Annotated in this window: 28 protein-coding genes; 18 read left to right on the forward strand and 10 right to left on the reverse strand. The window is 70.8% G+C overall.

Translation table 11 applies throughout. From position 1 onward, the window contains the following. Window positions 1-620: 620 nt before the first annotated feature. From NNI01S_RS23905 to NNI01S_RS23915, 3 genes are all read right to left on the reverse strand, one after another. Entirely contained in the window at window positions 621-1,799 is a 1,179-nt protein-coding gene (locus NNI01S_RS23905; RefSeq protein ID WP_063022380.1) for a winged helix DNA-binding domain-containing protein, read from the reverse strand. A gap of 28 nt (window positions 1,800-1,827) precedes the next feature. Continuing rightward, window positions 1,828-2,307, reverse strand: coding sequence for a TerB family tellurite resistance protein (locus NNI01S_RS23910; RefSeq protein WP_063022381.1), 480 nt, complete (start codon window positions 2,305-2,307; stop codon window positions 1,828-1,830). A 113-nt stretch (window positions 2,308-2,420) separates the two neighbouring features. Then, entirely contained in the window at window positions 2,421-2,768 is a 348-nt protein-coding gene (locus NNI01S_RS23915) for an ArsR/SmtB family transcription factor (protein ID WP_063022382.1), read from the reverse strand. Window positions 2,769-2,871: 103 nt separating this feature from the next. Here NNI01S_RS23915 and NNI01S_RS23920 point away from each other — a divergent pair, with 103 nt between their 5' ends. From NNI01S_RS23920 to NNI01S_RS23940, 5 genes are all read left to right on the forward strand, one after another. Continuing rightward, window positions 2,872-4,089, forward strand: coding sequence for an MFS transporter (locus NNI01S_RS23920; protein ID WP_218019252.1), 1,218 nt, complete (start codon window positions 2,872-2,874; stop codon window positions 4,087-4,089). A gap of 20 nt (window positions 4,090-4,109) precedes the next feature. After that, window positions 4,110-5,108 carry an alpha/beta hydrolase family protein gene (locus tag NNI01S_RS23925; protein WP_063022383.1) on the forward strand — a complete coding sequence of 333 codons (999 nt, stop codon included), beginning with the start codon at window positions 4,110-4,112 and terminating at the stop codon, window positions 5,106-5,108. A 66-nt stretch (window positions 5,109-5,174) separates the two neighbouring features. Beyond that, a complete protein-coding gene (locus NNI01S_RS23930; protein WP_063022384.1) occupies window positions 5,175-6,035 on the forward strand; it encodes an arylamine N-acetyltransferase family protein in 861 nt (286 codons plus the stop codon). A gap of 36 nt (window positions 6,036-6,071) precedes the next feature. Continuing rightward, entirely contained in the window at window positions 6,072-7,823 is a 1,752-nt protein-coding gene (locus tag NNI01S_RS23935; RefSeq protein WP_063022385.1) for a penicillin-binding transpeptidase domain-containing protein, read from the forward strand. Between the two features lie 156 nt (window positions 7,824-7,979). After that, a complete protein-coding gene (locus NNI01S_RS23940) occupies window positions 7,980-9,530 on the forward strand; it encodes a serine/threonine-protein kinase (protein WP_063022386.1) in 1,551 nt (516 codons plus the stop codon). A 209-nt stretch (window positions 9,531-9,739) separates the two neighbouring features. On the opposite strand, the gene NNI01S_RS34720 is transcribed toward NNI01S_RS23940, so the two are convergent. Further along, the gene (locus NNI01S_RS34720) at window positions 9,740-10,021 is read right to left on the reverse strand and encodes a hypothetical protein (RefSeq protein ID WP_157114943.1); all 282 of its coding nucleotides are present in this window, start codon (window positions 10,019-10,021) and stop codon (window positions 9,740-9,742) included. A 321-nt stretch (window positions 10,022-10,342) separates the two neighbouring features. Between NNI01S_RS34720 and hisD the strand changes: the two genes are divergently transcribed. From hisD to hisH, 4 genes are read left to right on the forward strand one after another with little or no spacing between them, the layout of a single operon-like run. Next, window positions 10,343-11,680 carry a histidinol dehydrogenase gene (gene hisD / locus NNI01S_RS23945; RefSeq protein WP_063022387.1) on the forward strand — a complete coding sequence of 446 codons (1,338 nt, stop codon included), beginning with the start codon at window positions 10,343-10,345 and terminating at the stop codon, window positions 11,678-11,680. After that, a complete protein-coding gene (locus NNI01S_RS23950) occupies window positions 11,677-12,810 on the forward strand; it encodes a histidinol-phosphate transaminase (protein WP_063022388.1) in 1,134 nt (377 codons plus the stop codon). The genes hisD and NNI01S_RS23950 overlap by 4 nt, the downstream gene beginning before the upstream one ends. 45 nt (window positions 12,811-12,855) lie before the next feature. Next, window positions 12,856-13,470: an imidazoleglycerol-phosphate dehydratase HisB gene (gene hisB / locus NNI01S_RS23955; RefSeq protein WP_063022389.1), complete on the forward strand. Its 615-nt coding sequence runs from the start codon at window positions 12,856-12,858 to the stop codon at window positions 13,468-13,470. Further along, the gene (gene hisH, locus NNI01S_RS23960) at window positions 13,467-14,102 is read left to right on the forward strand and encodes an imidazole glycerol phosphate synthase subunit HisH (protein ID WP_063022390.1); all 636 of its coding nucleotides are present in this window, start codon (window positions 13,467-13,469) and stop codon (window positions 14,100-14,102) included. The genes hisB and hisH overlap by 4 nt, the downstream gene beginning before the upstream one ends. Window positions 14,103-14,142: 40 nt before the next feature. Here hisH and NNI01S_RS23965 read toward each other — a convergent pair whose 3' ends face one another. Next, window positions 14,143-14,604 carry an Rv1363c family protein gene (locus NNI01S_RS23965; protein WP_063022391.1) on the reverse strand — a complete coding sequence of 154 codons (462 nt, stop codon included), beginning with the start codon at window positions 14,602-14,604 and terminating at the stop codon, window positions 14,143-14,145. 224 nt (window positions 14,605-14,828) lie between these two features. On the opposite strand from NNI01S_RS23965, the gene NNI01S_RS23970 reads away from it, so the two are divergent. After that, complete coding sequence (locus NNI01S_RS23970; RefSeq protein ID WP_063022392.1) at window positions 14,829-15,089, forward strand: hypothetical protein; 261 nt, start codon at window positions 14,829-14,831, stop codon at window positions 15,087-15,089. A gap of 153 nt (window positions 15,090-15,242) precedes the next feature. Here NNI01S_RS23970 and NNI01S_RS23975 read toward each other — a convergent pair whose 3' ends face one another. Then, the gene (locus NNI01S_RS23975) at window positions 15,243-15,761 is read right to left on the reverse strand and encodes a nuclear transport factor 2 family protein (protein WP_063022393.1); all 519 of its coding nucleotides are present in this window, start codon (window positions 15,759-15,761) and stop codon (window positions 15,243-15,245) included. Window positions 15,762-15,858: 97 nt separating this feature from the next. Between NNI01S_RS23975 and NNI01S_RS23980 the strand changes: the two genes are divergently transcribed. From NNI01S_RS23980 to hisI, 6 genes are all read left to right on the forward strand, one after another. Beyond that, window positions 15,859-16,320 carry a MarR family winged helix-turn-helix transcriptional regulator gene (locus NNI01S_RS23980; RefSeq protein ID WP_063022394.1) on the forward strand — a complete coding sequence of 154 codons (462 nt, stop codon included), beginning with the start codon at window positions 15,859-15,861 and terminating at the stop codon, window positions 16,318-16,320. A 63-nt stretch (window positions 16,321-16,383) separates the two neighbouring features. Further along, window positions 16,384-17,115, forward strand: coding sequence for a bifunctional 1-(5-phosphoribosyl)-5-((5-phosphoribosylamino)methylideneamino)imidazole-4-carboxamide isomerase/phosphoribosylanthranilate isomerase PriA (gene priA, locus NNI01S_RS23985; RefSeq protein ID WP_063022395.1), 732 nt, complete (start codon window positions 16,384-16,386; stop codon window positions 17,113-17,115). Beyond that, window positions 17,112-17,927, forward strand: a complete 816-nt coding sequence (locus NNI01S_RS23990) for an inositol monophosphatase family protein (protein ID WP_063022396.1) — start codon at window positions 17,112-17,114, stop codon at window positions 17,925-17,927. The genes priA and NNI01S_RS23990 overlap by 4 nt, the downstream gene beginning before the upstream one ends. A gap of 4 nt (window positions 17,928-17,931) precedes the next feature. Continuing rightward, the gene (gene hisF, locus NNI01S_RS23995; protein WP_063022397.1) at window positions 17,932-18,705 is read left to right on the forward strand and encodes an imidazole glycerol phosphate synthase subunit HisF; all 774 of its coding nucleotides are present in this window, start codon (window positions 17,932-17,934) and stop codon (window positions 18,703-18,705) included. Window positions 18,706-18,764: 59 nt separating this feature from the next. Continuing rightward, on the forward strand, window positions 18,765-19,745 hold the full coding sequence (locus NNI01S_RS24000) for a TIGR03564 family F420-dependent LLM class oxidoreductase (RefSeq protein WP_063022398.1): 981 nt from the start codon (window positions 18,765-18,767) through the stop codon (window positions 19,743-19,745). Window positions 19,746-19,752: 7 nt separating this feature from the next. Then, window positions 19,753-20,100, forward strand: coding sequence for a phosphoribosyl-AMP cyclohydrolase (gene hisI / locus NNI01S_RS24005; RefSeq protein ID WP_063022399.1), 348 nt, complete (start codon window positions 19,753-19,755; stop codon window positions 20,098-20,100). Window positions 20,101-20,112: 12 nt separating this feature from the next. Here hisI and NNI01S_RS24010 read toward each other — a convergent pair whose 3' ends face one another. The 4 genes from NNI01S_RS24010 to NNI01S_RS24025 form a co-directional block, all read right to left on the reverse strand. Then, window positions 20,113-20,565, reverse strand: coding sequence for a MarR family winged helix-turn-helix transcriptional regulator (locus tag NNI01S_RS24010; RefSeq protein WP_084489278.1), 453 nt, complete (start codon window positions 20,563-20,565; stop codon window positions 20,113-20,115). 201 nt (window positions 20,566-20,766) lie between these two features. Beyond that, entirely contained in the window at window positions 20,767-21,321 is a 555-nt protein-coding gene (locus NNI01S_RS24015; RefSeq protein WP_063022401.1) for a hypothetical protein, read from the reverse strand. 59 nt (window positions 21,322-21,380) lie between these two features. Further along, window positions 21,381-21,836 carry a peroxiredoxin gene (locus NNI01S_RS24020; RefSeq protein ID WP_063022402.1) on the reverse strand — a complete coding sequence of 152 codons (456 nt, stop codon included), beginning with the start codon at window positions 21,834-21,836 and terminating at the stop codon, window positions 21,381-21,383. Between the two features lie 140 nt (window positions 21,837-21,976). Next, window positions 21,977-22,288, reverse strand: a complete 312-nt coding sequence (locus NNI01S_RS24025) for a hypothetical protein (protein WP_063022403.1) — start codon at window positions 22,286-22,288, stop codon at window positions 21,977-21,979. 188 nt (window positions 22,289-22,476) lie between these two features. Between NNI01S_RS24025 and NNI01S_RS24030 the strand changes: the two genes are divergently transcribed. Beyond that, entirely contained in the window at window positions 22,477-24,036 is a 1,560-nt protein-coding gene (locus NNI01S_RS24030; RefSeq protein WP_063022404.1) for an anthranilate synthase component I, read from the forward strand. Continuing rightward, window positions 24,033-24,866, forward strand: a complete 834-nt coding sequence (locus NNI01S_RS24035) for a TIGR02234 family membrane protein (protein ID WP_084489253.1) — start codon at window positions 24,033-24,035, stop codon at window positions 24,864-24,866. Before NNI01S_RS24030 ends, NNI01S_RS24035 begins: the two co-directional genes overlap by 4 nt. Window positions 24,867-25,024 lie beyond the last annotated feature (158 nt).

Genomic DNA, 25,024 nt, shown 5'->3' on the forward strand with positions numbered 1-25,024 from the left:
GGAGTGGGCCCCTCAGCTGTCGCGCACCATCGTGCGCTGATGCACCCGCTCGCTCTGGTAGCGCAGGCCGGGGCCAGAGGCTCTGGGCCGTGAGTAGCGAAGCCGATGCGTTCGAAAAGCCGTACTGCACGGTCGTTTCGACCAGTCTCTGCAGGTGGCAGTCCGGCGCGCCGGTTTCGGCGAGCCGCTCGAACCAGCGGAGCATCAGCCGGTCAACGGCGCCGGTCCTCCTGCCTTCGGGGCGACGTTGATGTGCAGGGGACTGGACCGGCGCTTGTCGTGAGAGTTTCCCGCGGTCGGAGCCCGCGGATCGCCGCGCCGGCGACATCGGCGAGGCTGCGCGCGAAGAATCCGGCGCAGGTGCGCCCGAACACCAGGCAATAGCGGCGGATCGCCTGCTCGATCCGCTTGCTCTCGCCGGGAGGGCCGCAGTTTCCACGCAGCCGGTCAGATGCCCGACCAATTACGGCGCCAGGTAGACGGCTGCCTTCAACTCCGTACGCCCCCACAGCGACTCGGTCGGCGAACCGGCGCCCGCCCGAACGAACAGAGCGCCAGTGCGGCCGGTCGCCGTCGGTGACGCCGCGAACCTCCGTGCCGCGAGTTAGCCGGTGCTCGGCTCAGGCGGTGAGTTCGCGTTCCAGCGGTGTCCGGAAACGGGGAATGGCGCGCACCTCGCCGAACCATTCGGCGACGCGCTGCGCTTGCGCGGCGATGAGCGCTTCGGCGTCCGCGCCCACGTCCTCGAGCAGACGGTAGACGATCTCGCCGTCCTTGCGCTGCGCCCAGCCGCCGACGATCCGCCCGTCGCACCACACGGTGGGTCCCACGTTGCCGTTGCGGTCGAACAAGCTCGGCGCGTGCGGGCCGAGATACCACCCCCGCGCCTGCCAGCCCATCGGAGTGGGGTCGAGGGCGGGTAGCAGCGCCGCCCATGGTTCCGGCGCGGCGACCGGCTCGACGTCGTCGGCCAGCAGTACGCCGGTCACGCCGTCCAGATCGACCTCGACCAGATCCAGGGCGCCCAGTGCCGCGCGCACCTCGCCGAGCGTCCACCCGGTCCACCACTTGACGTCGGACACCGGCGCCGGACCGAAGGCGCGCAACCAGCGGCGGACCAGTTCCACCCTGGCCTCGTCGGCGGGCATGGGGGCGACGCCGCCGGGCAGCCACGACTCGATCGGCGCCCAGGTGTACTGACTGCTGGTCCAGCCGCCGTTCGGCCTGCCGCGCACGATGCGGCCCTCGCAGCCGAGGGTCACCAGCACCCAGGTGGTGATGTTCGTCGGCTTCGAATACGCCTTGTCCGGCGCGGTGTTCACCTGGGTGCGCAGCCGCGGGACGTCCTTGCTCAGCTGGGCGCCGGTCGCCGCGCCGCGGTCGAGCAACGCCTTGTGCGTCTCGGTCTCGACTTCGGCCCACCACCGGCGCACGTCGCCGTCGCCGATGCCCGCCTGTTCCAGGTACTTGCCGTAGGTGCGCCGCTGTTTGTGCGCCAGCGCATCCGCGCACGCGGCCTGCAGAATCGGCACCGATTCCACCGGCACGACGAACATGGTGCGGCGCATGGCGAGCATCCGCAGCAGCGAACGGTCCGCGTAGAGCGCCTGTTCGACATCCGCGGGCGTCAGCCCCTCGGCGCGGGCCGCGACGGAGAGGAAGACGGTCGCCGGATCGGTCGCATGCAAGGCCACCAGTGAGCGGGCGATATCCGCGACCCGCCCGATTCGCTCCGGAGCGGACAGCCGGTGCCGCACCGCCAGCCGCGCACGCCGCTCGGCGGCATCAATCGAACGCATAGGCGAATCGTAGCGTTCGCGCCGAGGTTCAGAGGCCGAAGCGCTCCGGGGCCAGGCGCAGCGTCCGGCAGGCGTCGCGCAGCGCGTCGGTCGCGGCCGGACCGCAGGCGTCCGCGCCGCTGCCGATCAGGATGCCGGTGCGGATCACCGCTTCCGCCTCGGGCCCGGCTCCCGCTTTGGCGATCTGCCGCAGTACATGCGCGCAGCCGCGAATCGGGTCGTTCGCGAGCCGATTGCAGTTGTCCTCGAACAAGGCGCGCAAGTCGTCGACGGGGAAATTGCGCAGGACCGGGTCCGTCGTGACCAGTTCGGCGACGGTGGCGTGGTCCGCCGCCGGGGTGGAGCCGTCGGCCACGGCCACCAGCGCGCACAAGGCGACGGCGGCGTCCCGGAAGTTCGCCCCGCGCAAAGCGTTTCGCTGGGCGAGCAGCTGCGCTCGCCAGGTCGCGGCGGTCTCGGCGGTGTGGACAAGGGTCGCGTCGGGGATGCGGCGGGGTGCGAAGGTCATGGCTGACTCCATGAGAGGACGTCCGAACGCGCGGACCCGTGCCATCCGGACTCGGAATGAATACCCGACCGTAACAGGGCCCGACCGCCGGGGCCTGCCCCCAAAAATCGGAATCAGCCCTCGGGTTCCCAGGCGCGGACCAGGTCGAGCAGGCCGGGGAAGCGCGCTTCGAGATCGTCGACGCGGACCTGGCTGCGGCGTTCCAATCCGTAGCGCCGCTGCCGGGTGACGCCCGCCTCGCGCAGCACTCGGAAATGGTGGGTCAGTGTGGATTTGGGGCGGTCGATGCCGAACCAGGAGCATGGCCGGTCGGTCTCCGGAGAGTCCAGCAGCAGGCGGCGGACCATGGTCAGGCGCAGTGGGTCGCTCAGCGCGGCGAGGACGTGGTCGAGCCGCAGTTCGGCGCGGTCCGGCTCGGGCAGCGCGGTGCTCGCCTCCGCGATATCGGTAGGCCCGGGCATCGAGTCTCCTTCCGCTCGGCCGCTTTGTACGAGTTCTATCGTACTAGATGCTAAGTTCGATCACTGTCGTACTAGTACGAGAAAAGTCGAACAAGGAGTGGTAATGACATCGACGGTGACCGAGCCGCTCGCACAGGTGGGCCGGATGAGCGGCTGTTCGGTGTGGCGCGCGGCGTGGCCGGTGTTCGCGGTGTTCGTGTTGTCGAACGCGCCGACCCCGCTGTATGTGGTGTGGCAAGAAGAGATCGGGTTCTCCTCCGGAACGCTGACCGCGGTATTCGCCTGCTACATCGTCGGTTTGCTGGCGGCGCTGCTGGTCGCCGGCGTGATGTCGGACCGGGTGGGGCGCAAGCCGGTGCTGCTGCCCGCGGTGGCGGCCGCGACGGCGGCCTGCGTGCTGTTCGCGGTCGCGCAGTCGGTCCTGCTCTTGGCGCTGGCACGACTGCTCACCGGCCTCGCGGTGGGCGCGGCGGTGTCGGCGGGAATGGCGGCGGTCACGGATGTGGGTGGCCCCGATCGCAAACGCGTCGCCGCGCTGGCCGCCTCGACCGCGATGGCGCTCGGAGCCGGTAGCGGGCCATTGCTGGCCGGTGTCCTGTCCGAAACGCTGCCCGCCCCCACGGTGGCGGTGTTCCTCGTCGAAATCGCCGTGCTCGCCACGGCGTTCGCGGTCCTGGCCGGGCTGCCCTTGCCCGCGGGCTCCGGAGGGCGCGGCCCGTGGATCCGGATCCCGTCGGTCGCGCGGGACGGCCGGACCGCCGTGCTGCTCGGGATCGCGGTGTTCGGCCCGGGAATCACCGCGACGTCGTTCGTCCTGTCGCTGGGGCCGTCGGTGCTGGCGCGTCTGCTGGGCGCCGCCGACCGGGTATTCGCCGGGGCGGTGGCGTTCACCATGTTCCTGGCCGCGACCGGAATCCAGTTCGCGGCACGACGGTTCGGCGTACGCGCCATTCTGCTCGGCGGTGCGGTCGCGACCGTAGCGAGCATGGCGGCGCTGGTGGGGTCGTTGCTCGCGGCCTCGCTTCCGCTGTTCGTCGCTGCGGCTGTGCTCGCCGGGGCCGGTCAGGGACTCGGCCAGTTCGGAGGCCTGACGGCGATCAGCGCGAGCGTGCCGGGCGAGCGGCTGGCCGAGGCGAATGCCGCGCAGAACGTGGGCGGGTATCTCCCGGCCGCGGTGCTGCCGCTGACCGCCGGTCTTCTCGGCGACGCCCACGGGTTGAGCGCCGGGGTGACCGCGTTCGGCGTGGTCGTGGGACTCGCCGCGGCCGCGGGCGGAGCGTTCGTCGTGACGCGTCTGCGCCGGGGTGTCCCGAGACCCTGACGGCGTGACATCATCCGGGGATGCGACGGGCATATCCGGTACTCGTACTGTGCTGCGCGCTGACCGGCGTGCTCGTGACAATCCTTGCGCCGCCGCGCGTTTCGGCGCAGCCGGCCTGTGTACCCGAGGTCGCGGTGCGCCCGGTCTCGCTGCCGGTGGACGGTGAGGAGGCGACCGGGCGGGTGTACGAGCCCTTCCGGTGCGCCGCGGGCGACGTGACCCCGCGGGCGCTCGTGGTCGCGGTACACGGGCACGGCGGGTCGTCGGCCGACTTCGCCGCCTACCTCGAATCGATCGCGCGGCGCACCGCGACGCCGATCCTGGCGATGGACCTGCGCTCCGCGCAGAGCACGTGGCGCACCGGAGATTGGAATCTATGGGCGGGCTGGCGCGACGTCGTCGCCGCGACCGCTTGGTACCGGCAGACCCACGACTCGATCACCCGCACGGTGCTGTGGGGCTGGAGCCAGGGCGGCATCACCAGCGGCCTGGCGGCGGCGCACGGGCCGCGCGGAATGTTCGACTACTGGGTCGACAACTACGGACCCGCCGACGACTTCACCATGTGGCTGGGCGCGGCGGTCGTGGACCCGGCGCTGCCCTCCCAGATCGAGCGCGACGCGGGTGGTTGCCCGCCCGTCGCCTGTCCGCACGCCTACGCCGATCGCTCGCCCGCCCTGCTGGCCGCCCGGATGGACGTGCGGCGCGCGTTCCTCGTCCACGGCGCCGCCGACGACGTGGTGCCCTACGCCACCAGCGTGGAGATGCGCGCGGGGCTCGCCGCCGCGGGCAAGCCCACGTCCATGTACACCGTGGTCACCGGGCGCGACCTGGAGGGTCGGGTGGCCCCGGGCGACCACAGCGTCGGCCCGGCCTTCTTCGAGGGCGGCTGCGTCGTCGAGCGGCTGCTGCTCGGCGCGGAACCGGTCGACGGCCCGGACCGCGACTACCTCGTGGACGTCGCGCACGGCGTCGTCACCGCCCCGCCCGCTCCGGCCGGCGCGAAATGCGCGGCATGAGGCGGCGGGAACACGATCGTGCCCGGCGCGGTTGAGGGAGAAGACCGACGACGAAGTGAGGACGCGATGAGCAAGCCGGAAGACCCGGCCTACCACTGGAACGGACCGGAACTCGACCTGGACGCCTATCTGGCCCGGATCGGTTTCGACGGCGGGCGCGCCCCGACTGTCCGGACCTTGCACGAACTCGTGCGGGCGCACACCACCGCGATCCCGTTCGAGAACCTGGAGATCATCCTCGGCCGGTCGATCCCGCTCGACCTGGCGAGCCTGCAGGACAAGATCGTGCGCCGCCGTCGCGGCGGCTACTGCTACGAGAACGTCGGACTGTTCGCGGCCGCGCTGGAACGGCTCGGATTCGGCGTCACCGGGCTCAGCGGCCGGGTGAGCATGGGCGCGGGCGCCGGATTGCGGCCCGCCACCCACGCGCTGCTGCGGGTGACGACCGCCGAGGACGACCGAATCTGGCTGTGCGACGTCGGCTTCGGCGCCGGACCGCTCGCTCCGTTCGAATTGTCCCGCGAGACCGGCGAATTCGCGGCGGGAGAGTGGAAGTTCCGGCTGGAGCGCACGCGCGGGGAGCTGGATTCCGACCTCTGGGTGCTGCACCAATACGGCCGCGAGGGGTGGGTCGACCGGCACAGCTTCACCCTGAACCCGCAGTACCGCATCGACTACGCCGTCGGCAATCACTTCGTGTCGACCTCGCCCCGTTCCCCGTTCACCACGCGGCCGTACGTGCAGCGCTTCCACCCGGAGGTGCACCACGTACTGGACGGCACCACCTTCGTCACCGAGTACCCCGACGGCACCAGCGACACCCGGGAGCTGGAATCCGCCGATCTGCCCAAGATCCTCGCCGAGGTGTTCGACATCGACCTGCCCGAAGCCGACGCCGCCGTTCTGGCCCGGTGGTCGCGCGACTGATCTCGCGATCCGCCCCGGGCCGATAGGGTCGTCGGCGTGCGTACCAACCGGAAATCCCTCGTCCTGTTCGCCGCACCGGTGCTCGTGCTCGCCGCCTGCTCGTCGGGCCCGGACCAGCCCGACACCGTGGCCGCGCAATTCGCCGAGGCGCTGAACAGCGACGACATCGCCGCGGCGGCCGCGCTCACCGACAACCCGGCTTCGGCCTCCGACACCCTCGGCGCGCTCTACCAGGGGCTCGGCAAGGACGTCCGCTTCGAGGTCCGCTCGGTCGACGACAACGGTTTCGCGCTGGCCGCCACCTGGAAGCTGGGCGACGACGGCAAGTCCGAGTGGACCTACATCACCAACGGCACCGCCCACGACGACGGGAACGGCTGGCGGGTGAAGTGGGATCCCGCCACGGTCGCCCCCGGGCTGGCCGCGGGACCGTTGAGCTACAGCAGGGTCTATCCGGCGCCGTCCCGCATCCTCGACGCCGCGGGCGGCGAACTGATGACCGAGCAGATCGTCACGCTGGTGACCGTCGCTCCCAGCGCCGACCTCACCGCGGTCGCGGATCTGCTCGGCCCGCTCGCGCCCGGGCTCACCACGCAGTCGCTACAGGCGGAACTGGTCGCGGCGCAAGGAAAGCCGGTCACCGCGATCTCGCTGCGGGAGACGGACCTCGCCCCGATCCGGGATCGCCTGAGCGCGCTGCCCGGCGTCACCCTCGCGCCGCAGACCCGGCTGCTGACCACCGACAAGGCACTGGCCGCGCCGACCCTGTCCGGACTGGCCGAACTGTGGCAGCAGTCCGCCGACGCGCACGCCGGGTGGGCGGTGCGCGCCCAGACGCCGCAGGGCACCGAGCGCGTCGCCGGGACCGACCCGACGCCCACCGCCGACATCGCGACCACGCTCGATCTCGGCGTGCAGCGCGCGGCCGAGGCGGCGCTCGCCCCGCTCGCCCAGCCCGCCGCGATCGTCGCCCTGCGGCCCTCGACCGGTGCGGTCGTCGCGATCGCGCAGAACGCCGCCGCCGACGCACAGGGCCCGATCGCGCTGACCGGGCTCTACCCGCCGGGTTCGACGTTCAAGACGGTCACCGTCTCGGCCGCGTTGCAGGCGGGGACCGTGACACCCGATACCGTGCTGCCCTGCCCCGGCACCGCGAACATCGAGGGCCGTCGCATCCCCAACGACAACAATTTCGATCTCGGCTCGGTGCCGCTGCACACCGCGTTCGCCCGGTCCTGCAACACCACGATGGGCGCTCTCGCCGTGCAATTGCCCGCCGACGCGCTGACGAAAGCGGCCGCACAAGTGGGGCTCGGCATCGATTACGTCACACCCGGCCTGACCACGGTCACCGGAAAAGTTCCTGCGGCGGGCACCTCCGCGCTGCGGGTGGAGTCGGCGATCGGTCAAGGGCAGGTGACAGCGTCGCCGTTCGGCATGGCCCTCCTCGCCGCGTCCATCGCCCGCGGCGCGGTGCCCGCGCCGACGCTCGTCGCCGGTAAGCCCGGCACTCCGGACCGGTCCCCGGACGCGCTGCCGCCGCAGGTCGACGACCAGCTGAAAGCCATGATGCGCGAGACCATCACCGACGGCACCGCGACGCAATTGCGCGACCTTCCCGGGCTGCTCGGCAAAACCGGTACCGCGGAATACATCGATGACGCCCACGCGCACGGCTGGTTCGTCGGCATCGACGGCGACCTGGCGTTTTCGGTGTTCATCAGCGACGCGGGGAGTTCGGCCCCCGCGGTGGACGCCGCGGGCCGGATGCTGCGCGCCCGCGAATAATCCGTTTCGGGCGATTTGGGGCCGCGGTATGGCCCGGCTGACGCGTGCGAGTATTCCGGCGCCCGCTACACTCATCCCCGGACCGCGTGAGTAATCAATATGCGGGATGTCACGATTTCGAGAAGGTTCGGAGTAGGCGCCATCGATACCGGTCAGTTGATCGCGGAGCATTACCGCCTGGTCGAGCGGATTGGTAGCGGCGGCACGGGCGTGGTCTGGCGTGCCGTCGACGAACGCCTCCAGCGCTCCGTGGCCGTCAAGCAGATCCACATCCAACCGAGCCTGCCCGAGGCCGAACGCGATGTGGTGCGCCAGCGCGCGATCCGGGAGGCCCGCAACGCCGCCCGCTTCCAGCATCCGAACGCGATCGTCGTGTTCGACATCACCGAGCACGAGGGCGATCCCTGCCTGGTGATGGAGTACCTGAAGTCCAAGAGCCTCGCCGCCGTGATCGCCGCCCAGGGCACCTTGCCGCTGACCCAGGTCGCGCGCATCGGCGAACAGGTCGCCTCGGCGCTGATCGCCGCCCACCAGGCGGGCATCGTGCATCGCGACGTGAAACCGGGCAACATCCTGCTCGACGATCACGGAACGGTGAAGATCACCGACTTCGGCATCTCCCGCGCGACCGGCGACGTCACCCTGACCGAGACCGGACTGATCTGCGGCACCGCCGCCTACCTCGCGCCCGAGGTCGCCCGCGGCTCCGATCCCAGCCCCGCCTCCGACGTGTTCGCGCTGGGCGCCACGCTGTTCCACGCGCTCGAGGGCGAACCGCCCTACGGCGCGGGCTCCAACCCGCTCGCGGTGCTCTACGCCGCCGCCAACGGTCAGCTGAGCGAACCGCGCAACGCCGGGCCCGCCACCGATTTCCTGCTCGACCTGCTCAGCCCCGAGCCGCGCGAGCGCCCGAGCATGCGGGCGGCGCGCGATCACCTCGCCGCGTTCGCCGACGCGGGTCCGGCCCCGGTTGCCGCCGGGTTCGTGCCCGCCAGCGAGGCGTTCGCCCGGCCCAGAGCGGGCCAGCCCGAATCCGCGACCCGCGAACTGCGGCCCTCGGCGATGGCCTCGGCGCCGTACACGCCGACCGAGCGTCAGCCGCGTCCCCGCCCCGCGCCCGCGCCGCCCGTCCACCCGGACACCGAGGCGCACCCACGCACGATGGCGCAGCCGCGTCCGGTGCCGAGGCAGGGGTCGTCGAGCAAGCGCCGCGCGGTGCTGATAGGCGCGCTCATCGGCGCGGTCGCCGTCGTTTCCGTATGGCTGATCAGCGCGCTCAATGGATCTGGTACGGACTCGCCCCACTCGCAGGCCAGCCCGCCCTCGGTGAGTTCCACGACGACGGCCGGGACCACCTCGGCCATCGCGCCGGAACTGGGCCGCAGTCCCAGTTCCGGGGAACGGGTGGATATCGGCGCGGCGGGACGTTTGATAGAGCAGTTCTACGGAGATCCGTCGGGGTCTTGGACCCTGCTCACACCGGCTGCGCAGAAGGCATACGGGACCGAACAGAGCTTCCGTCAGTACTGGGGTGAGCGGACCATCGACAACTTCGCCACAATCGAGGCGGCGAAGCGGACGAACAATGATGACGGTTCAGTCGACATGCGTCTGGCCAGCCTCACCATCGAGGGCCAGACCAAGAGCCTGACGTTGCGGGTGATCAGTTCGGGTGGGCGTCTGCTCATCGACAGCGACACCAAGTAATCCACTTCGCCCGCGGTCGGTCCGCTTCGACTGGTTCGAGGTTGTCGTCGTTGTGTTGCGGGGGTCTCCGGCCAAGGCCGTCCAGGTCTGGATTGTGCCTGCTTTTCTGCTACCCGCACCGCCTTGCCGCGGGGGAGTCGAGCTGTGCCCGCCATCGCCTCGCAGTCGGCCGCAGCTCAGCGCTATCGCATTGACAACGTAGCGTCGGCTCAATACCGTCCGTGACGGTAGGGCAACTTGAATGCCCTCTGGGGGAAAGGAATTCGATGAAAGCCACGTCTCATCATGCATGGCGTAGTGCGGCCGTCGTAGGTGCGGCAGTCGGGTCGTTGATGGCGCTCTCGGCCGTCGCTGGTGGCTTCGCGCAGGCCGATAGGCTCGAGTGCACTCTGAATCTGGTCAACAACGGCGAAGGTATAACCATGACCGAGCTTCAGGCGTGCGATCTCGGTGTAGCGGGCAAGTTCGACCAGTGTGTAGACAAGCTGCATTCACCTCCTGCGTCTCGACCTCTCGCCGTTGCGCAGGCGGCGTGCGTGGCGGCGAACCGGCCAGGGGCCAACTAGCGACTACGCGGTCCCGGAGTCCTTGATCAAGGTGCGGTCGAACTACTACTAGTTCGACCGCACCTTCTTCGCCGGCCCCGCTGGAAAAGTGGCGCAGCCTCATTTCGGCCCGTAGAAGTCGCTGTGTTGCGTTTGGCGCAGCCCGGCGACACCCGACCACGCGGATAACGGCTGGCGGTGGCCCATTAGGCTGGTAGCGGCAACTTTCCTGTTGCGGAATCAGCTGGAGACAAGGACCGACACCACATGACAACCCGCATCGAGCTCGCCCGCGTCGATCTGCGCGGTCGTACTCCCTCCGTCGCCGAGCTGCGCGCCGCGCTGCCGCGCGGGGGAGTCGACGTGGACTCGGTGCTGCATCAGGTGCGGCCGGTGGTCGAGGCGATCCGCGATCAGGGCGTGTCGGCGGCGCTGGAGTTCAGCGAGCGCTTCGACGGCGTGATCCCGGCGACGGTGCGGGTGCCCGCGGCCGAGCTGGAGGCTGCCCTGGAGCGGCTGGACCCGGCGGTTCGCGCCGCGCTGGAGGAATCCATCGCCCGGGCGCGCAAGGTGCACGCCGATCAGCGGCGCGCCGACAAGACCACCGAGGTGGTACCCGGTGGCACCGTCACCGAGCGCTGGGTGCCCGTGGAGCGGGTCGGCCTGTACGTGCCGGGCGGCAACGCCGTCTACCCGTCCAGCGTCGTGATGAACGTGGTGCCCGCGCAGACCGCGGGCGTCGGCTCGCTGGTGGTGGCCTCGCCGCCGCAGGCGCGGTTCGGCGGGCTGCCGCACCCCACCATCCTGGCCGCCGCGCAGCTGCTCGGCGTCGAGGAGGTGTGGGCGGTCGGCGGCGCCCAGGGCGTCGCGCTGCTGTCCTACGGCGGCGTGGACACCGACGGCACGCAGCTGGAGCCGGTCGACCTGATCACCGGGCCGGGCAACATCTACGTCACCGCGGCCAAGCGGCTGTGCCGCGGCCTGGTCGGCATCGACGCCGAGGCGGGCCCTACCGAGATCGCGATCCTCGCCGACGCGACCGCCGATCCGGTGCACGTCGCCGCCGACCTGATCAGCCAGGCCGAGCACGATGTGCTGGCCGCGAGCGTGCTGGTCACCGACAGCGAGCAGCTGGCCGACGCGGTGGACGCGGCGCTGACGGCGCAGTTGACCGTGGTCAAGCACGCCCACCGGGTGAGCGAGGCGCTGCGCGGCAAGCAGTCTGGCACCGTCCTGGTCGACGACATCGAGCAAGGGCTGCGCGTGGTCAACGCCTACGCCGCCGAGCACCTGGAGATCCAGACCGCCGAGGCGGCCGCGGTCGCGGCCCGGGTGCGCAGCGCGGGCGCGGTGTTCGTCGGCGCGTACGCGCCGGTCAGCCTGGGCGACTACTGCGCGGGCTCCAACCACGTGCTGCCTACCGCGGGCTGCGCGCGGCACTCCTCCGGCCTGAGCGTGCAGACCTTCCTGCGCGGCATCCACGTCGTGGAGTACACCGAAGCTGCGCTGAAGGACGTCGCAGGCCACGTGGTGGCGCTGGCGAACGCCGAGGACCTGCCCGCGCACGGCCAGGCCGTGCAGGCGCGTTTCGAGGCCCTGTCGTGACCCGCGCGGCGAGCGTGCCCGGCGCGGACCTGACCTTGGACGATCTGCCGCTGCGGGACGACCTGCGCGGCAAGAAGCCCTACGGCGCACCGCAATTGACGGTCCCCGTGCAGCTGAACACGAACGAGAACCCGCATCCGCCCAGCCGGGCCCTGATCGACGACGTCGCCGAGTCGATCCGCGCGGCCGCCGCGGACCTGCACCGTTACCCGGACCGCGACGCCGTCGCGCTGCGCACCGACCTGGCGCGGTATCTGACCGCGCAGACCGGTATCGAGGTCGGCGCCGGCAACGTCTGGGCGGCCAACGGCTCCAACGAGATCCTGCAGCAGCTGTTGCAGGCCTTCGGCGGACCGGGCCGCAGCGCCCTGGGTTTCGTGCCCTCCTACTCGATGCACCCGATCATCTCCGAAGGCATCGACACCGAGTGGATCGAAGCCGAGCGCAGTGCCGACTTCTCCCTCGACATCGATCACGCCTTGGCCGCCATCGCCGAGCGATCGCCGGACGTGGTGTTCGTGACCAGCCCGAACAATCCCACCGGGCACAGCATCCCGCCGGAGGACCTGGCGCGCATCCTCGCGGCCGCGCCCGGCATCGTGGTGGTCGACGAGGCATACGGCGAGTTCTCCGCGCAACCGAGCGCCATCGGGCTGATCGACCGGTTCCCGGCCAAGCTCGTGGTCACCAGGACGATGAGCAAGGCCTTCGCGTTCGCGGGCGGGCGGCTCGGCTATCTGGTCGCCGCGCCCGCGGTGATCGACGCGATGCTGCTGGTGCGCTTGCCCTACCACCTGTCGGTGGTCACCCAGGCCGCCGCGCGCGCGGCCCTGCGGCACGCCGACGAAACCCTCGGCAGCGTCGCCGAAATCGCCGCGCAGCGCGATCGGGTGGCGGCCGCACTGCGCGAACTCGGTTACGACGTGATCCCCAGCGACGCCAACTTCCTGCTGTTCGGCCGCTTCGCCGACGCCGCGGCCAGTTGGCGGCGCTACCTCGAGCACGGCGTGCTGATTCGTGACGTCGGCCTGCCCGGTTATCTGCGCACCACCATCGGCCTCGCCGCCGAGAACGACGAACTGCTGCGGGTCAGTGCGCTGCTGGCTGGCACCGACCTGGCACCGCGATGAACCAGCGCCGAGCAGCGTTCGGCGCCGATCCGATTGGACGTGAGCATGAGTAGGACCGCCCGGGTGGAGCGGGTCACCAAAGAATCCAGCATCGTCGTCGAGCTGGATCTGGACGGCACCGGCAAGACCGAGATCGCCACCGGCGTCCCGTTCTACGACCACATGCTGACCGCGCTGGGCGCGCACGCGAGCTTCGACCTGACGGTGCGCGCCGAGGGCGACATCGAGATCGAGGCACACCATACGGTCGAGGACACCGCGATCGTGTTCGGACAGGCGCTGGGCAAGGCGCTGGGCGACAAAGCGGGGATCCGGCGCTTCGGCGACGCCTACATCCCGATGGACGAGACGCTGGCGCACGCCGCGGTCGACGTGTCCGGCCGCCCCTACTGCGTGCACACCGGCGAGCCGGAGCACTTGGTGCACACCGTGATTCCCGGTTCCGGCCCCGGCGCGCCGTACTCCACCGTGCTCAACCGCCACGTGTTCGAGTCGATCGCGCTCAACGCGCGGATCGCCCTGCACGTGCGGGTGCTCTACGGACGCGACCAGCACCACGTCACCGAGGCCGAGTTCAAGGCGGTGGCGCGGGCGCTGCGGGCCGCGGTGGAACCCGACCCCCGGGTGAGCGGGGTCCCGTCGACGAAGGGGACGCTGTGAGCGCGAAATCGGTGGCTCTGCTCGACTACGGCTCCGGCAACCTGCACTCCGCCGAACGGGCGCTGGCCCGCGCGGGCGCGCAGGTCGAGGTGACCGCCGATCCGCAGGCCGTGCTGGCCGCCGACGGCCTGGTCGTGCCCGGTGTCGGCGCGTTCGCCGCGTGCATGGCGGGACTGCGCGGAGTGCGGGGCGAGCGCCTGATCGGTCAGCGGCTCGCCGGCGGGCGGCCGGTGCTCGGCATCTGCGTCGGCATGCAGATCCTGTTCGAGCGGGGCGTCGAGTTCGGCGAGGAGGCCGACGGGTGCGCCGAATGGCCCGGCACGGTGGAACGGCTGTCCGCTCCGGTGCTGCCGCACATGGGGTGGAATACCGTCGCCGCCCCGTCCGACAGTGTCCTGTTCGCGGGGCTGGACGCGCAGACCCGCTTCTACTTCGTGCACTCCTATGCCGCGCAGACCTGGGATCTGCCGCCCAGCGAGCATTTCGCCTCGCCCAAGCTGACCTGGTCGGAGCACGGAGTGCCGTTCCTGGCGGCGGTGGAGAACGGCGCGCTGTCGGCGACCCAGTTCCACCCGGAGAAGTCCGGTGACGCGGGCGCCCACCTGCTGCGCAACTGGGTGAACTCGCTGTAGGGGCCGGTCCCGCGCACCGGGCGCGGGACCGCCCGCCCGGTCAGTGCTTCCTGACCTTGCTGACCAGCCAGCGCCCGTCGACGTTGTCCACGGTCACGGTCATCGCCATGCGGCTGGTCTGTGGGAGACCGTCGGTCTCGTCGCTGGTCACCGTCCGCACCACGTCGACGTCCACCTCGGCCCGGGAATCGTCGCCGGAGACGATGCGGCAGTCGGCCGAGTTGGCTTCGGCGCGGATGTGCGCGGCCTCCGCGCTCGACTGGATGTTGGCGCGGAAATTCTCGAACTCGGCCCGGAACTCTCCGGTGCTGAGGTCGAGCATCCGGCGGGCGTGTTCGCCGAACCGCGCGTAGTCGTAAGTCGCGGCGGCGGAACCGAATTCGCAGCCGGCCAGGCGTGCCTCCTCCGGCGGGGCTGCGGTGGCGGCGGGTGCGGCGACGAATGCCGCGGAGCAGGCTGCTGCCGAAAGCGACAGGGCGGCAGCGAGTTTGGATCGGGACATGCACTTCCTCGGTGCTAAGGGAAGCGGCGACCGGGGGTGATCGCCGAGCGGAGACGATACCGCCCACGCCGCACGGACCGGTGCGATCTCGCGACGAGCCCGCCTCCGGCCCGCGTTCCGGCTACCGCCGCAGTGCTTCCGGGCAGGCCCTGACCCGTCTATGCGGGCTCGCTCCGGATCCGCAGGCGGCGGCCCGGACCTACGGTCGATGCGAGGAGGTCGCGATGAAGAGCGTCACCGTTCCCCTGACGGTGATCACCGTGGTACGCGGTGGTGGCGTGCTTCGCGTTCGGGACGACGGCGGTGGAGACGCTGCCGTCGTATCCCGATATCTTTCCCGACATCCCCGCATCGCTGGAGGTCACCGAGCGGTCATCAGCCGCGTCGCCGTCGGTGACGTCATGCGCCCGCTCGGCGCGGTGCTGACGCTGTGCGCCTTGATCGCGGGCGCGGTGTCGCTGCGCTACCGGATCGGGCGGCGATGACTCGGTTTCTCTCCGGCCGCCCTGCTCGGCGGGCAGTTCCTGTTGTCGATCCTCTACCTGTGGCCGCGGGCCTCGGTCCTGTTCGACGACCGGAACGCGCACACGCTCGCCGCCCTGGCCTGTTACCGCGCGCGTGTGCTGGCCACGCACTGATCACGGACGCGTGCCGGTGGACCAGATCGGGGTGGTCTGCACCCGGGAAAGGCGCCAGCCTTCCCCGGTGCGGACCGCGTCGAAGCGGTAGACCTCGCCGAGGGTGTATCGCGGTTGCGAAATCGTCCCGTCGGAGGAGGCGGGTGCGAAGGTGGCGATCAGGTTGGCCCGGACGTCGGCCGCATCGCCACGCAGGTCGATCTGCACGTTGCCGATGACGTGCTGGATGCGCTGGTCGTCGCCGTGGTTCCGGCTCGCCTGCGCGATCAGCGCTTCGCGGCCCGCCGCCGTGCCGCCGGGCGTCTTCGCGGTCGCGTCGGGGGTGTAGATCGTGCGCAGGTCGTCGAAGCGACCCTCGTCCAAGGCGCGGCCGAGCCGGTCGACCAGGGCGGTGATCTGCTGGCGGTCCAGCAGTTCGCGCACCTCCGCGGTGGGCGTCGCGGTGCCGGCGGCGCAGGCGGCGGTGAGTGCGGTCAGCGGGAGGGTCAGCAGGGAGAGGGCGAGGCGGAACGTGCGCATCTGAGTACCTTTCGCTGAAATGTTGGCGTTTCCAACATTGGTGCTGCCAACGTAACAGATTGTGGGTCGCGCCAACAAGTTTTGTTAGAGTGGCGGCATGGACATCCCGCACGAGGGCGCCGCCGAACGGCTCCGGTCCCTGCCGACCCGGCTGGTCAATCAGGTGGCGCTGGTGGCGAATCGGGCCACCGAGCGCGCATTGGAGACCACCGGTTCCCGTCGTCACCACTACGCGCTGCTGGCCACGCTCGCGGAATTCGGTCCGGCCAGCCAGGCCGAGCTGGGCAGGCGCACCCGCATCGACCGCAGCGACATCGTCGCCGCGGTGAACGACCTGGCCGAGCGCGGGTTCGTCGAGCGCAGTCCCGACCCCGCCGATCGCCGCCGCAACATCGTCACCCTCACCGCGGCAGGCGCCCGCCACCTGGACGACCTCGACGAGCGCCTGACGGCAGCCCAGGACGAACTGCTCCCCGGCTTCTCCGAGCGGGATCGGCATACCCTGGTCACGCTGCTGAGCCGCATCCTGGACGCCCACGCGGCCGGCTCGGCGCGGTGATCGAGGTCGCATCCGCGCAGGCCCAGCGCCCGGACGCGGCCGGGTAACCACTAGGCTGCTCTCGTGAGTCTTGTGCTGCTACCCGCCGTCGATGTCGCCAACGGAGAGGCCGTGCGCCTCGTGCAAGGAGAAGCCGGGAGCGAGACCAGCTACGGCTCGCCGCGCGAGGCGGCGCTGGCCTGGCAGGAAGCCGGCGCGGAATGGGTGCACCTGGTCGATCTGGACGCGGCCTTCGGGCGCGGCTCGAACCGGGAACTGCTCGCGGGCGTCGTCGGCGAACTCGACGTCAAAGTTGAGCTGTCCGGAGGTATCCGCGACGACGAGAGCCTCGAGGCGGCCCTGGCCACCGGCTGCGCCCGGGTCAACCTCGGCACCGCCGCGCTGGAGGACCCGGTCTGGTGCGCCAAGGCCATCGCCCGGCACGGCGAGCGCATCGCCGTCGGTCTGGACGTGCGCATCGTCGACGGCGAGCACCGGCTGCGCGGCCGGGGCTGGGTCAGCGACGGCGGCGACCTGTGGGAAGTGCTCGAGCGCCTGGAACGGGACGGCTGCTCGCGCTACGTGGTGACCGACGTGACCAAGGATGGCACGCTCACCGGCCCGAATCTGGATCTGCTGCGCGAGGTCTGCGCGGCCACCGACGCCCCGGTCATCGCCTCCGGCGGCGTCTCCACCATCGCGGACCTGGTCGCGATCGCGGAACTCGTGCCGGACGGCGTCGAGGGGTCGATCGTCGGCAAGGCGCTCTACGCGGGCCGGTTCACCCTGCCCGAGGCGCTGGCCGCGGTGAGATGACCCAGGAGCTGTCGCGACTGCTCGCGGAGGCGAGCGAGGTCCTGGACTCGGTGCGCTCGCGGTTCGCCGAGGGCATCGGCGCGCCGAGCGCGGTCGAGAAGGGCCGCAACGATTTCGCCACGGAACTCGACCTGGAGCTGGAGCGCACGGTTTCCGCCGAGTTGCTGCGGCGCACCGGCATCGAGGTGCACGGCGAGGAATTCGGCGGACCGCAGCTCACTTCCGGCACCGCCTGGGTGCTGGACCCGATCGACGGCACGTTCAACTACTCCTCCGGTCACCCGCTCTCGGGCATGCTGCTCGCGCTGGTCCGGGACGGGGAACCGGTGCTGGGACTGACCTGGCTGCCGCTGCTCGGCCGCCGCTACGCCGCCATGGCGGGCGGTCCAGTGCTGCTGGAGGGCAGGCCGCTGCCGCCGTTGCCCCGTGGCAGGCTCGCCGAGGCCATGATCGGTTTCGGCGCTTTCAACCTGGACTCGCACGGCCGCATCCCCGGACAGTTCCGCTTCGACCTGCTCGGACCGCTGAGCAGGCTGTCCTCCCGAGTGCGCATGCACGGCTCGACCGGCATCGATCTGGCGTTCACCGCCTCCGGCGTGCTCGGCGGCGCGATCGTGTTCGGGCATCATCCGTGGGACAACGCGGCGGGCGTCGCCCTGGTGCGCGCGGCGGGCGGCGTGGTCACCGACCTGGTGGGCCGGCCGTGGACCATCACCTCCGGCTCCGTGCTCGCGGCCGCGCCCGGCGTGCACGAGGAACTGCTCGACATGATCTGCACGGTCGCCGATCCGGCGGCCGCGGAGAAAGGGTGAGGCAATGACGTTGGCCGTACGGGTGATCCCGTGTCTGGACGTCGACGCGGGCCGCGTGGTCAAGGGCGTCAACTTCGAGAATCTGCGCGACGCGGGCGATCCCGTCCAACTGGCCGCGCTCTACGACGCGCAGGGCGCCGACGAGCTGACCTTTCTCGATGTGACCGCCTCCACCGGCGACCGCGGCACCATGATCGACGTGGTGACCCGCACCGCCGAGCAGATCTTCATCCCACTCACCGTCGGCGGCGGGGTGCGCACGGTCGAGGACGTGGACCGCCTGCTGCGCGCGGGCGCGGACAAGGTCTCGGTGAACACCGCCGCGATCGCGCGGCCGGAGGTGCTGCGCGAGATGTCCGAGCGCTTCGGCTCGCAGTGCATCGTGTTGTCGGTGGACGCGCGCACCGTGCCGGACGGGCAGCCGGACACGCCTTCCGGCTGGGAGGTCACCACGCACGGCGGCAAACGCGGCACCGGCATCGACGCCGTCGAATGGGCGGTGCGCGGCGCCGAACTGGGGGTCGGCGAGATCCTGCTCAATTCGATGGACGCCGACGGCACCAAGACCGGGTTCGACCTGCCGATGATTCGCGCCGTGCGGGCGGCGGTCACGGTGCCGGTGATCGCCAGCGGCGGCGCGGGCGCGGTCGAGCACTTCGCCCCGGCGGTGCACGCGGGCGCCGATGCGGTGCTCGCGGCCAGCGTGTTCCACTTCGGCGATCTCACCATCGGTCAGGTCAAGGAGTCGATGCGGGCGGAGAAGATCGTCATCCGATAGCCGCTGGCGGAAATTCGCCGAGTCGGAAGGCGGTTCCCGGCCGTGCGGTTGCATCGGGCATGACCATCGGAATCGCGCTGTCCCCGTTCGCTCTCGACGCCACCGGTAACGCGGTGGACGCGGCGGTGTCGCTGGGTGCGTCGGCGGCCGCGGCGGGAGTGTCGTCGCTGTGGTTCGGCCAGACGTTCAGCCACGACGCCATCGCGCTGGCCGGGATCGTCGGCCGCGCCGTGCCCGAACTCGCGGTCGGCACCTCCGCGGTGCCGATCACCGCGCGGCATCCGCTGCTGATCTCCGGTCAGGCGCAGACCGCGCAGGCGGCCACCGGCGGCCGGTTCGTACTCGGGCTCGGACTGGGTGCGAAATCCTTCGCCGAGCCGGCGTTCGGCGGATCCTTCGACCGGCCGATCACCCGGTTGCGGGAGTTCCTCACCGCGTTGCGCACCGTGGTGCACACCGGCACGGTGGACTTCCACGGCGAGACGCTCACCGCCGCCGCCCCGCTGCCCGCCGCGGTGGCAGGCGCGCACCCGCCCGTGCCGATCCTGGTTGCTGCCATGGGACCGCAGGCACTGCGCGTCACCGGTGAGCTGGCCGACGGCGCTTTGCCCTTCCTGGTCGGTCCGGAGGCGCTGGCCGAGCACATCGTCGCGCCGCTCACCGCCGCGGCCGAGCGGGCGGGACGCCCCGCGCCGCGGATCACCGTCCTGGTCCCTGGCGTGGTCACGGCCGACCTCGACGCCGCGCGAGCGGCCGCCGCGGCCCAGACGGCGTTCTACGACGACATCCCGTCCTATGCCCGGATGATCGAACTGTCCGGCGCGTCCCGGGCAGCGGAACTCGTGGTGATCGGTGACGAGGAGCTGATCGCGGCCCGCGTCGCGGAGTATTTCGCGGCGGGCGCGACGGAGGTGGTCTTCTCGCAGACCGATCTGACCACCCCCGAAGACCAGCGGCGCACCTGGGCGGTGCTCGGCGAACTCCAGCGCTCCCGGGTGGGCCGACCGTGCACGCAGCGCCCCGGAGCGGCCCTGTTATAACGGTGCCATGAGTCTCGATCCCGCAATCGCCGCCCGTCTCAAGCGCAACGACGCCGGGCTGGTCTCGGCCGTCGCGCAGGAACGCGCCACCGGCGACGTGCTGATGGTCGCGTGGATGGACGACGAGGCGCTGGCGCGCACGCTGGAAACCCGTAAGGCGACGTACTATTCACGCTCCCGGCAGGGGTACTGGGTCAAGGGGGAGACCTCCGGCCATACCCAGTACGTGCACGAAGTGCGGCTCGACTGTGACGGCGACACGATTCTGCTCGTCGTCGATCAAGAGGGCGCGGCCTGCCACACCGGCACGCACACCTGTTTCGACTCCGACGTGCTCCTGGCCGCGCGGTCCTGAACCGGCGCCCGGCTAGCCGTCGTTCGGGCGGTGCTCGTCCCTGCTGGCCGGAGTCGGTCCGCCGAGCTGGTCGAGCGCGTCGGCGAGCCGCTCGGCCAGCAGCTCGCCGAGATCGGCGACCTGGGCCTTCTGCGCGTCGTCCAGGCCGTCGAAGACCAAGTGCCGCACCGCCTCCAGATATCCGGGAGCAGCTTCGACGACCTTCAGGTAACCCTCGTCGGTGAGCACGGCGTGCACGCCCCGCCGCCCCGCCGTCGCGGAACGCTGCGCCCAGCCCATTCGCTCCAACTTGGAGACCACGTGCGACAGTCGCGATAGCGATGCATTTGCCTTGTGGGCAAGCTCACTCATCTGCAGTCGATGCCCCGGTTCCTCCGACAACAGGGTCAGTACCCAGTACTCGAAATGCGTCACGCCGGACTCGCGCTGCAGCTGGGTGTCCAGAACTCCCGGCAGCCGCGTCATCAACGCCACGATCGCCCGCCACGCGCGTTGTTCGACCGGGTCGAGCCACTTCGTCACTGTGTGCCTTCTTTCAAGCCAAGTGACGTGGTTTTGTTCGTTGTCCTAGTGATTGTCGAAAAACTTGTGCACAGTCACCCGCGACATCGAGTTTGCCACGACTTCGCTCGACCGTCATAAAGATGCTGAACGACGTGAGTTCACTCACACGTCCCGCGGCGGCGTGTCCTCGGCTTTCGCGGTAGCCGGGTGTGTGCGCCGCCACCTGCGCAGGAGTAGCAGCGCGACCGCGAGGAGGAACAGCAACGTCGCGATCACCGCGCCGGTGAGCGCGGCGCCCCGGAACGCGGGCGCGTCGACATCCAGGATCCGCTCGCCGGCGTGGGCGGCGCTGCTGTTGCCCAGCACGATGGTCAGCGTCATCAGGTTCGGGATCGCGCAGAGGATCGCGACGACCGCTGCCGCGCCTGCCAGGAACTTGCCCGCCTTGCGCCGCCACACCAGCACGGCGAACAGCAGCAGGAAAAGCGTGACGACGGTACAGAATCCGCCGAAGAACAAACCCCAGCCGATGCCCTTGGCGAAGCTTCCGTGCACCATCGACCCCACCCGCTGCGCCCACCAGCGCGGGATGAACGCGGACAGGATGAGGTAGAGGACGACGAGGACGACCACGAGTGCGGCGCCGCCGATGATCCGTCTGCGCCAGACGGCTGCCGCGGGTTTGCGCTCAACCGGCTGACCCTCGGTCGAAGTCATGGGTGCAGCCTAGGCCGCGGCGTCGCCGGGCAGCGGCTGCGCGGTCGCGGCGCGCCGGGCTACTTGGTGCGCAGGTAGTTCAGGGCTTCGTCGGCGTGCACGGCGGCGCGCAACTCGCCGGTGATGATCTTGCGGATGGTGCGATCGGTGTCGATGACGAAGGTTTGCCGCTTCACCGGCGCGAGTTTGCCCAGCAGCCCGCGCTTCACGCCGAATTTCGCGGCGACCGCGCCGTCGGCGTCGGACAGCAAGGGATAACCGAGGCGCTGCTTCTCGGCGAACCCGGCCTGGGTGTCCACATTGTCGGTGCTGATCCCGACGCAGGTGGCGCCCAGCGCGGCGAATTCGGCGGCGAGATCACGGAAGTGGCAGGCCTCGGCCGTGCACACAGGCGTATTGGCCGCGGGATAGAAGAAGAGGACCAGGGGGCCGTCCGCCAGCAGCGCCTCGAGCGAGCGAGGGGTGCCGGACTGATCGGGAAGCTCGAAATCGGGGGCGAGCTGTCCTTGCTGCATACCCGGGAACACTACCGGGCGCTTGGTCTGATCGGGTATCCCGTGCGCGGGCGGGGACCTGTCGCTCGTGCCCGTCGATGCGCCGCCTGCGATCCGATCGCCGCGTCGGTGGAGCGGGCACGAGCCTGGGTGCGGGGCGGCTATGCGCCGATGAGCGCTGCCACCTCGGGATTCTTGATCGCCATCACATCGAGGATGCCGTGGGCGCGCAGAAATGGCCTCAGCTCTTTGATGCGGTCGCTGTGAACGGCGTACTCGTCGGGGAAACGGTTCTTGTCCAGGGACTCCAGTGCTTTGACGTAGGTGACGAAGGAGGCGAGCGCATTGCCGGGAGCACCCTGCTGGTGGGCCGGATGACTCGTGCCCGCAGGGCGCGGAGTGTGACGGTGCGGGACGCTGTGGTTCGGGACGTGCCGAGGACCCTCGGGCGCTGCCGATTGCGAGGGGTACATCAGTTGTCTCCTCTCGAGATGGATACCGCATGCGACGTGGAACGCCGCGAGTGTAGTGAGCGGCGCCACACCTCCGGCGGCCGCGTGGGAACCGGACGGTCGACCTGATTTGTCGGGTTTGTCGCCTCCGGCGTCGCGACACCGGCACCGCTCACCGGCCGCCCGGCCCGGCCTGGGATGATGAGTGCATGTCAGGTGCGTCCACTCCCACCACCACGACCCGCGAGCAGTTCCATCAGCTGGCCGCGGAGCACCGGGTGGTCCCGGTGACCCGAAAGGTCCTGGCGGACTCCGAGACTCCGCTGTCGGCCTACCGCAAACTCGCGGCGGACCGGGCGGGCACGTTCCTGTTCGAGTCCGCGGAGAACGGCCGGTCCTGGTCGCGCTGGTCGTTCATCGGCGCGGGCAGCCCGTCGGCGCTGACCGTCGTGGACGGCGAGGCGGCCTGGCTGGGCAGCGTCCCGGCCGACGCCCCCTCCGGCGGCGATCCGCTGCTCGCCCTGCGCGAGACGCTGGAGCTGCTGCGCACCGAGCGCCTGCCCGGCCTGCCGCCGCTGACCGGCGGCATGGTCGGATACCTCGGCTACGACGCGGTGCGCCGGATGGAGCGGTTGCCCAACCTGGCGGTCGACGACCTGCGTCTGCCGGAGATGGTCCTGCTGCTGGCCACCGATCTGGCCGCGTTCGACCACCACGAGGGCGCGATCACGCTGATCGCCAACGCGGTCAACTGGAACGGCACCGCCGAGCGGGTCGACGAGGCCTACGACGACGCGGTGGCCCGGCTGGACCGGATGACCGCCGCGCTCGGCGCTCCCGCGGACTCCACCGTGTCGGTGTTCGACCGGCCCGAGCCGCAATACCGGCGCAGGCGCACCACCGAAGAGTTCGGCGCGGGCGTGCGCCGCCTGGTCAAGGAGATCGAGGCGGGCGAGGCGTTCCAGGTGGTGCTGTCCCAGCGATTCGAGATGGACTACGACGGGACGCCGATCGACCTGTACCGGATGCTGCGCGCGTCCAATCCGAGCCCGTACATGTATCTGCTGCACATCCCGGACGGCGCCGGCGGCACCGCGTTCTCCATCGTCGGCTCCAGCCCGGAAGCGCTGGTCACCGTGAAAGACGGTGTGGCGACGACCCATCCGATCGCGGGCACCCGCTGGCGCGGAAGCACCGAGGAGGAGGACCTGCTGCTGGAGAAGGGCCTGCTCGCCGACGAGAAAGAGAACGCCGAACACCTCATGCTCGTCGACCTCGGCCGCAACGACCTGGGCCGGGTGTGCGAGCCGGGCACCGTTCGGGTCACCGAGTACCGGCACATCGAGCGCTACAGCCATGTCATGCATCTGGTCTCCACGGTGTCGGGCCGCTTGGCGCCCGGCCGCATCGCGCTGGACGCGGTGCGGGCCTGCTTCCCGGCAGGAACCCTGTCCGGTGCGCCCAAGGTGCGCGCGATGGAGCTGATCGAGGAGCTCGAACCGACAAGGCGCGGCATCTACGGCGGCGTCGTCGGGTACCTGGACTTCGCCGGTGACGCCGATACCGCGATCGCCATCCGCACCGCGTTGCTGAAGGACGGCACGGCATACGTGCAGGCGGGCGCGGGCGTCGTCGCGGACTCGGATCCGGAGTACGAGGACGTGGAATCGCGCAACAAGGCGATGGCGGTGCTGAAGGCGGTGGCGGCGGCCGAAACGATGCGGGCCTACGGCGCGGAGCCGGGCGCGGCGAACGGCGGGCCGCTATGACGGCTGCCCATCCCGAGAACGAATCGGGCCGGGCGGAGGAACCGGTCCCGGAGACGAACGCGGCGGCGCAACAGGCATCCGCTCCAGCGGCGGAGGGCTCCGCGACGGACACCGAGGCGCCGGGCGGGGAAAGTGCGCCGCGCCGCACCTATCCGGTAGCGCCGGTCGCGTTGCTCGCCGTCGCAGCGGCCGCACTGTGGGCATCGTCCCGGATGACCTGGGTGACGGTCACCTCGTCGGACGGGCTCACCCAGCCCCGCACCGATCATCTGAACGGCGGCGTGTGGTTCGGCGCGCTGACTCCACTGGCGCTGGTGCTGCTCGCGTCGATCGCGGCTGTGCTGGCCACCAAGGGCTGGCTGCGCCGCGTGGTCGGCGTGCTGATCGCGCTGGTCGCCGCGGTGGCCGCGGTGCCGGCGTTCGCGTTGCTGACCCACTCCGGCAAGACGGCCGAACGCGCCGCGACGCTCGCCGAGCTCCCAGCGCGCGCCCAGGTCGAGACGGCGACCACCTCGGCGTTCCCGGCCGTGCTCGCGTTACTCGGCGCGATCGCCGCGTTCTGCGCGGGCGCGCTGCTGGCCCGCATGCCCGTCGAGGCGGCGCGGCTGTCCGGCAAGTACGACAACCCGGTCTTCCGGCGCGCCGCCGCCTCGGCGGAAGTCACGCAGCGGCGCGCGCGGCCCGCGGACGACGCGTCCGCCCCGCAGCTGTCCGAGCGCGTGCTGTGGGACGCGCTGGACGCAGGCACCGACCCGACCGACGGACCCGTGGCCGGGCAGGAGCCGCAGGCGGATCCGGACGACGGGGAGGCGGGCCGACGTGGCCGCTGAGCTGTCCGCGCGCGGCGAGTGTGGCGGGTGCCACCTTGCGCGGAGCCCTTCCGCATGGTTCAACCCGAGCCCCGGCGCATACGCGCCCGGTAGGTCCATTTATTCTTTGTCAGCATCGGTGAGACAGCGCCTGGGGGGATTCTCAGGTAGCAAGTCCG

It is taken from the genome of Nocardia niwae NBRC 108934 = DSM 45340, from assembly GCF_001613465.1.
In the GTDB taxonomy this organism is placed as follows: Bacteria; Actinomycetota; Actinomycetes; order Mycobacteriales; family Mycobacteriaceae; genus Nocardia; species Nocardia niwae.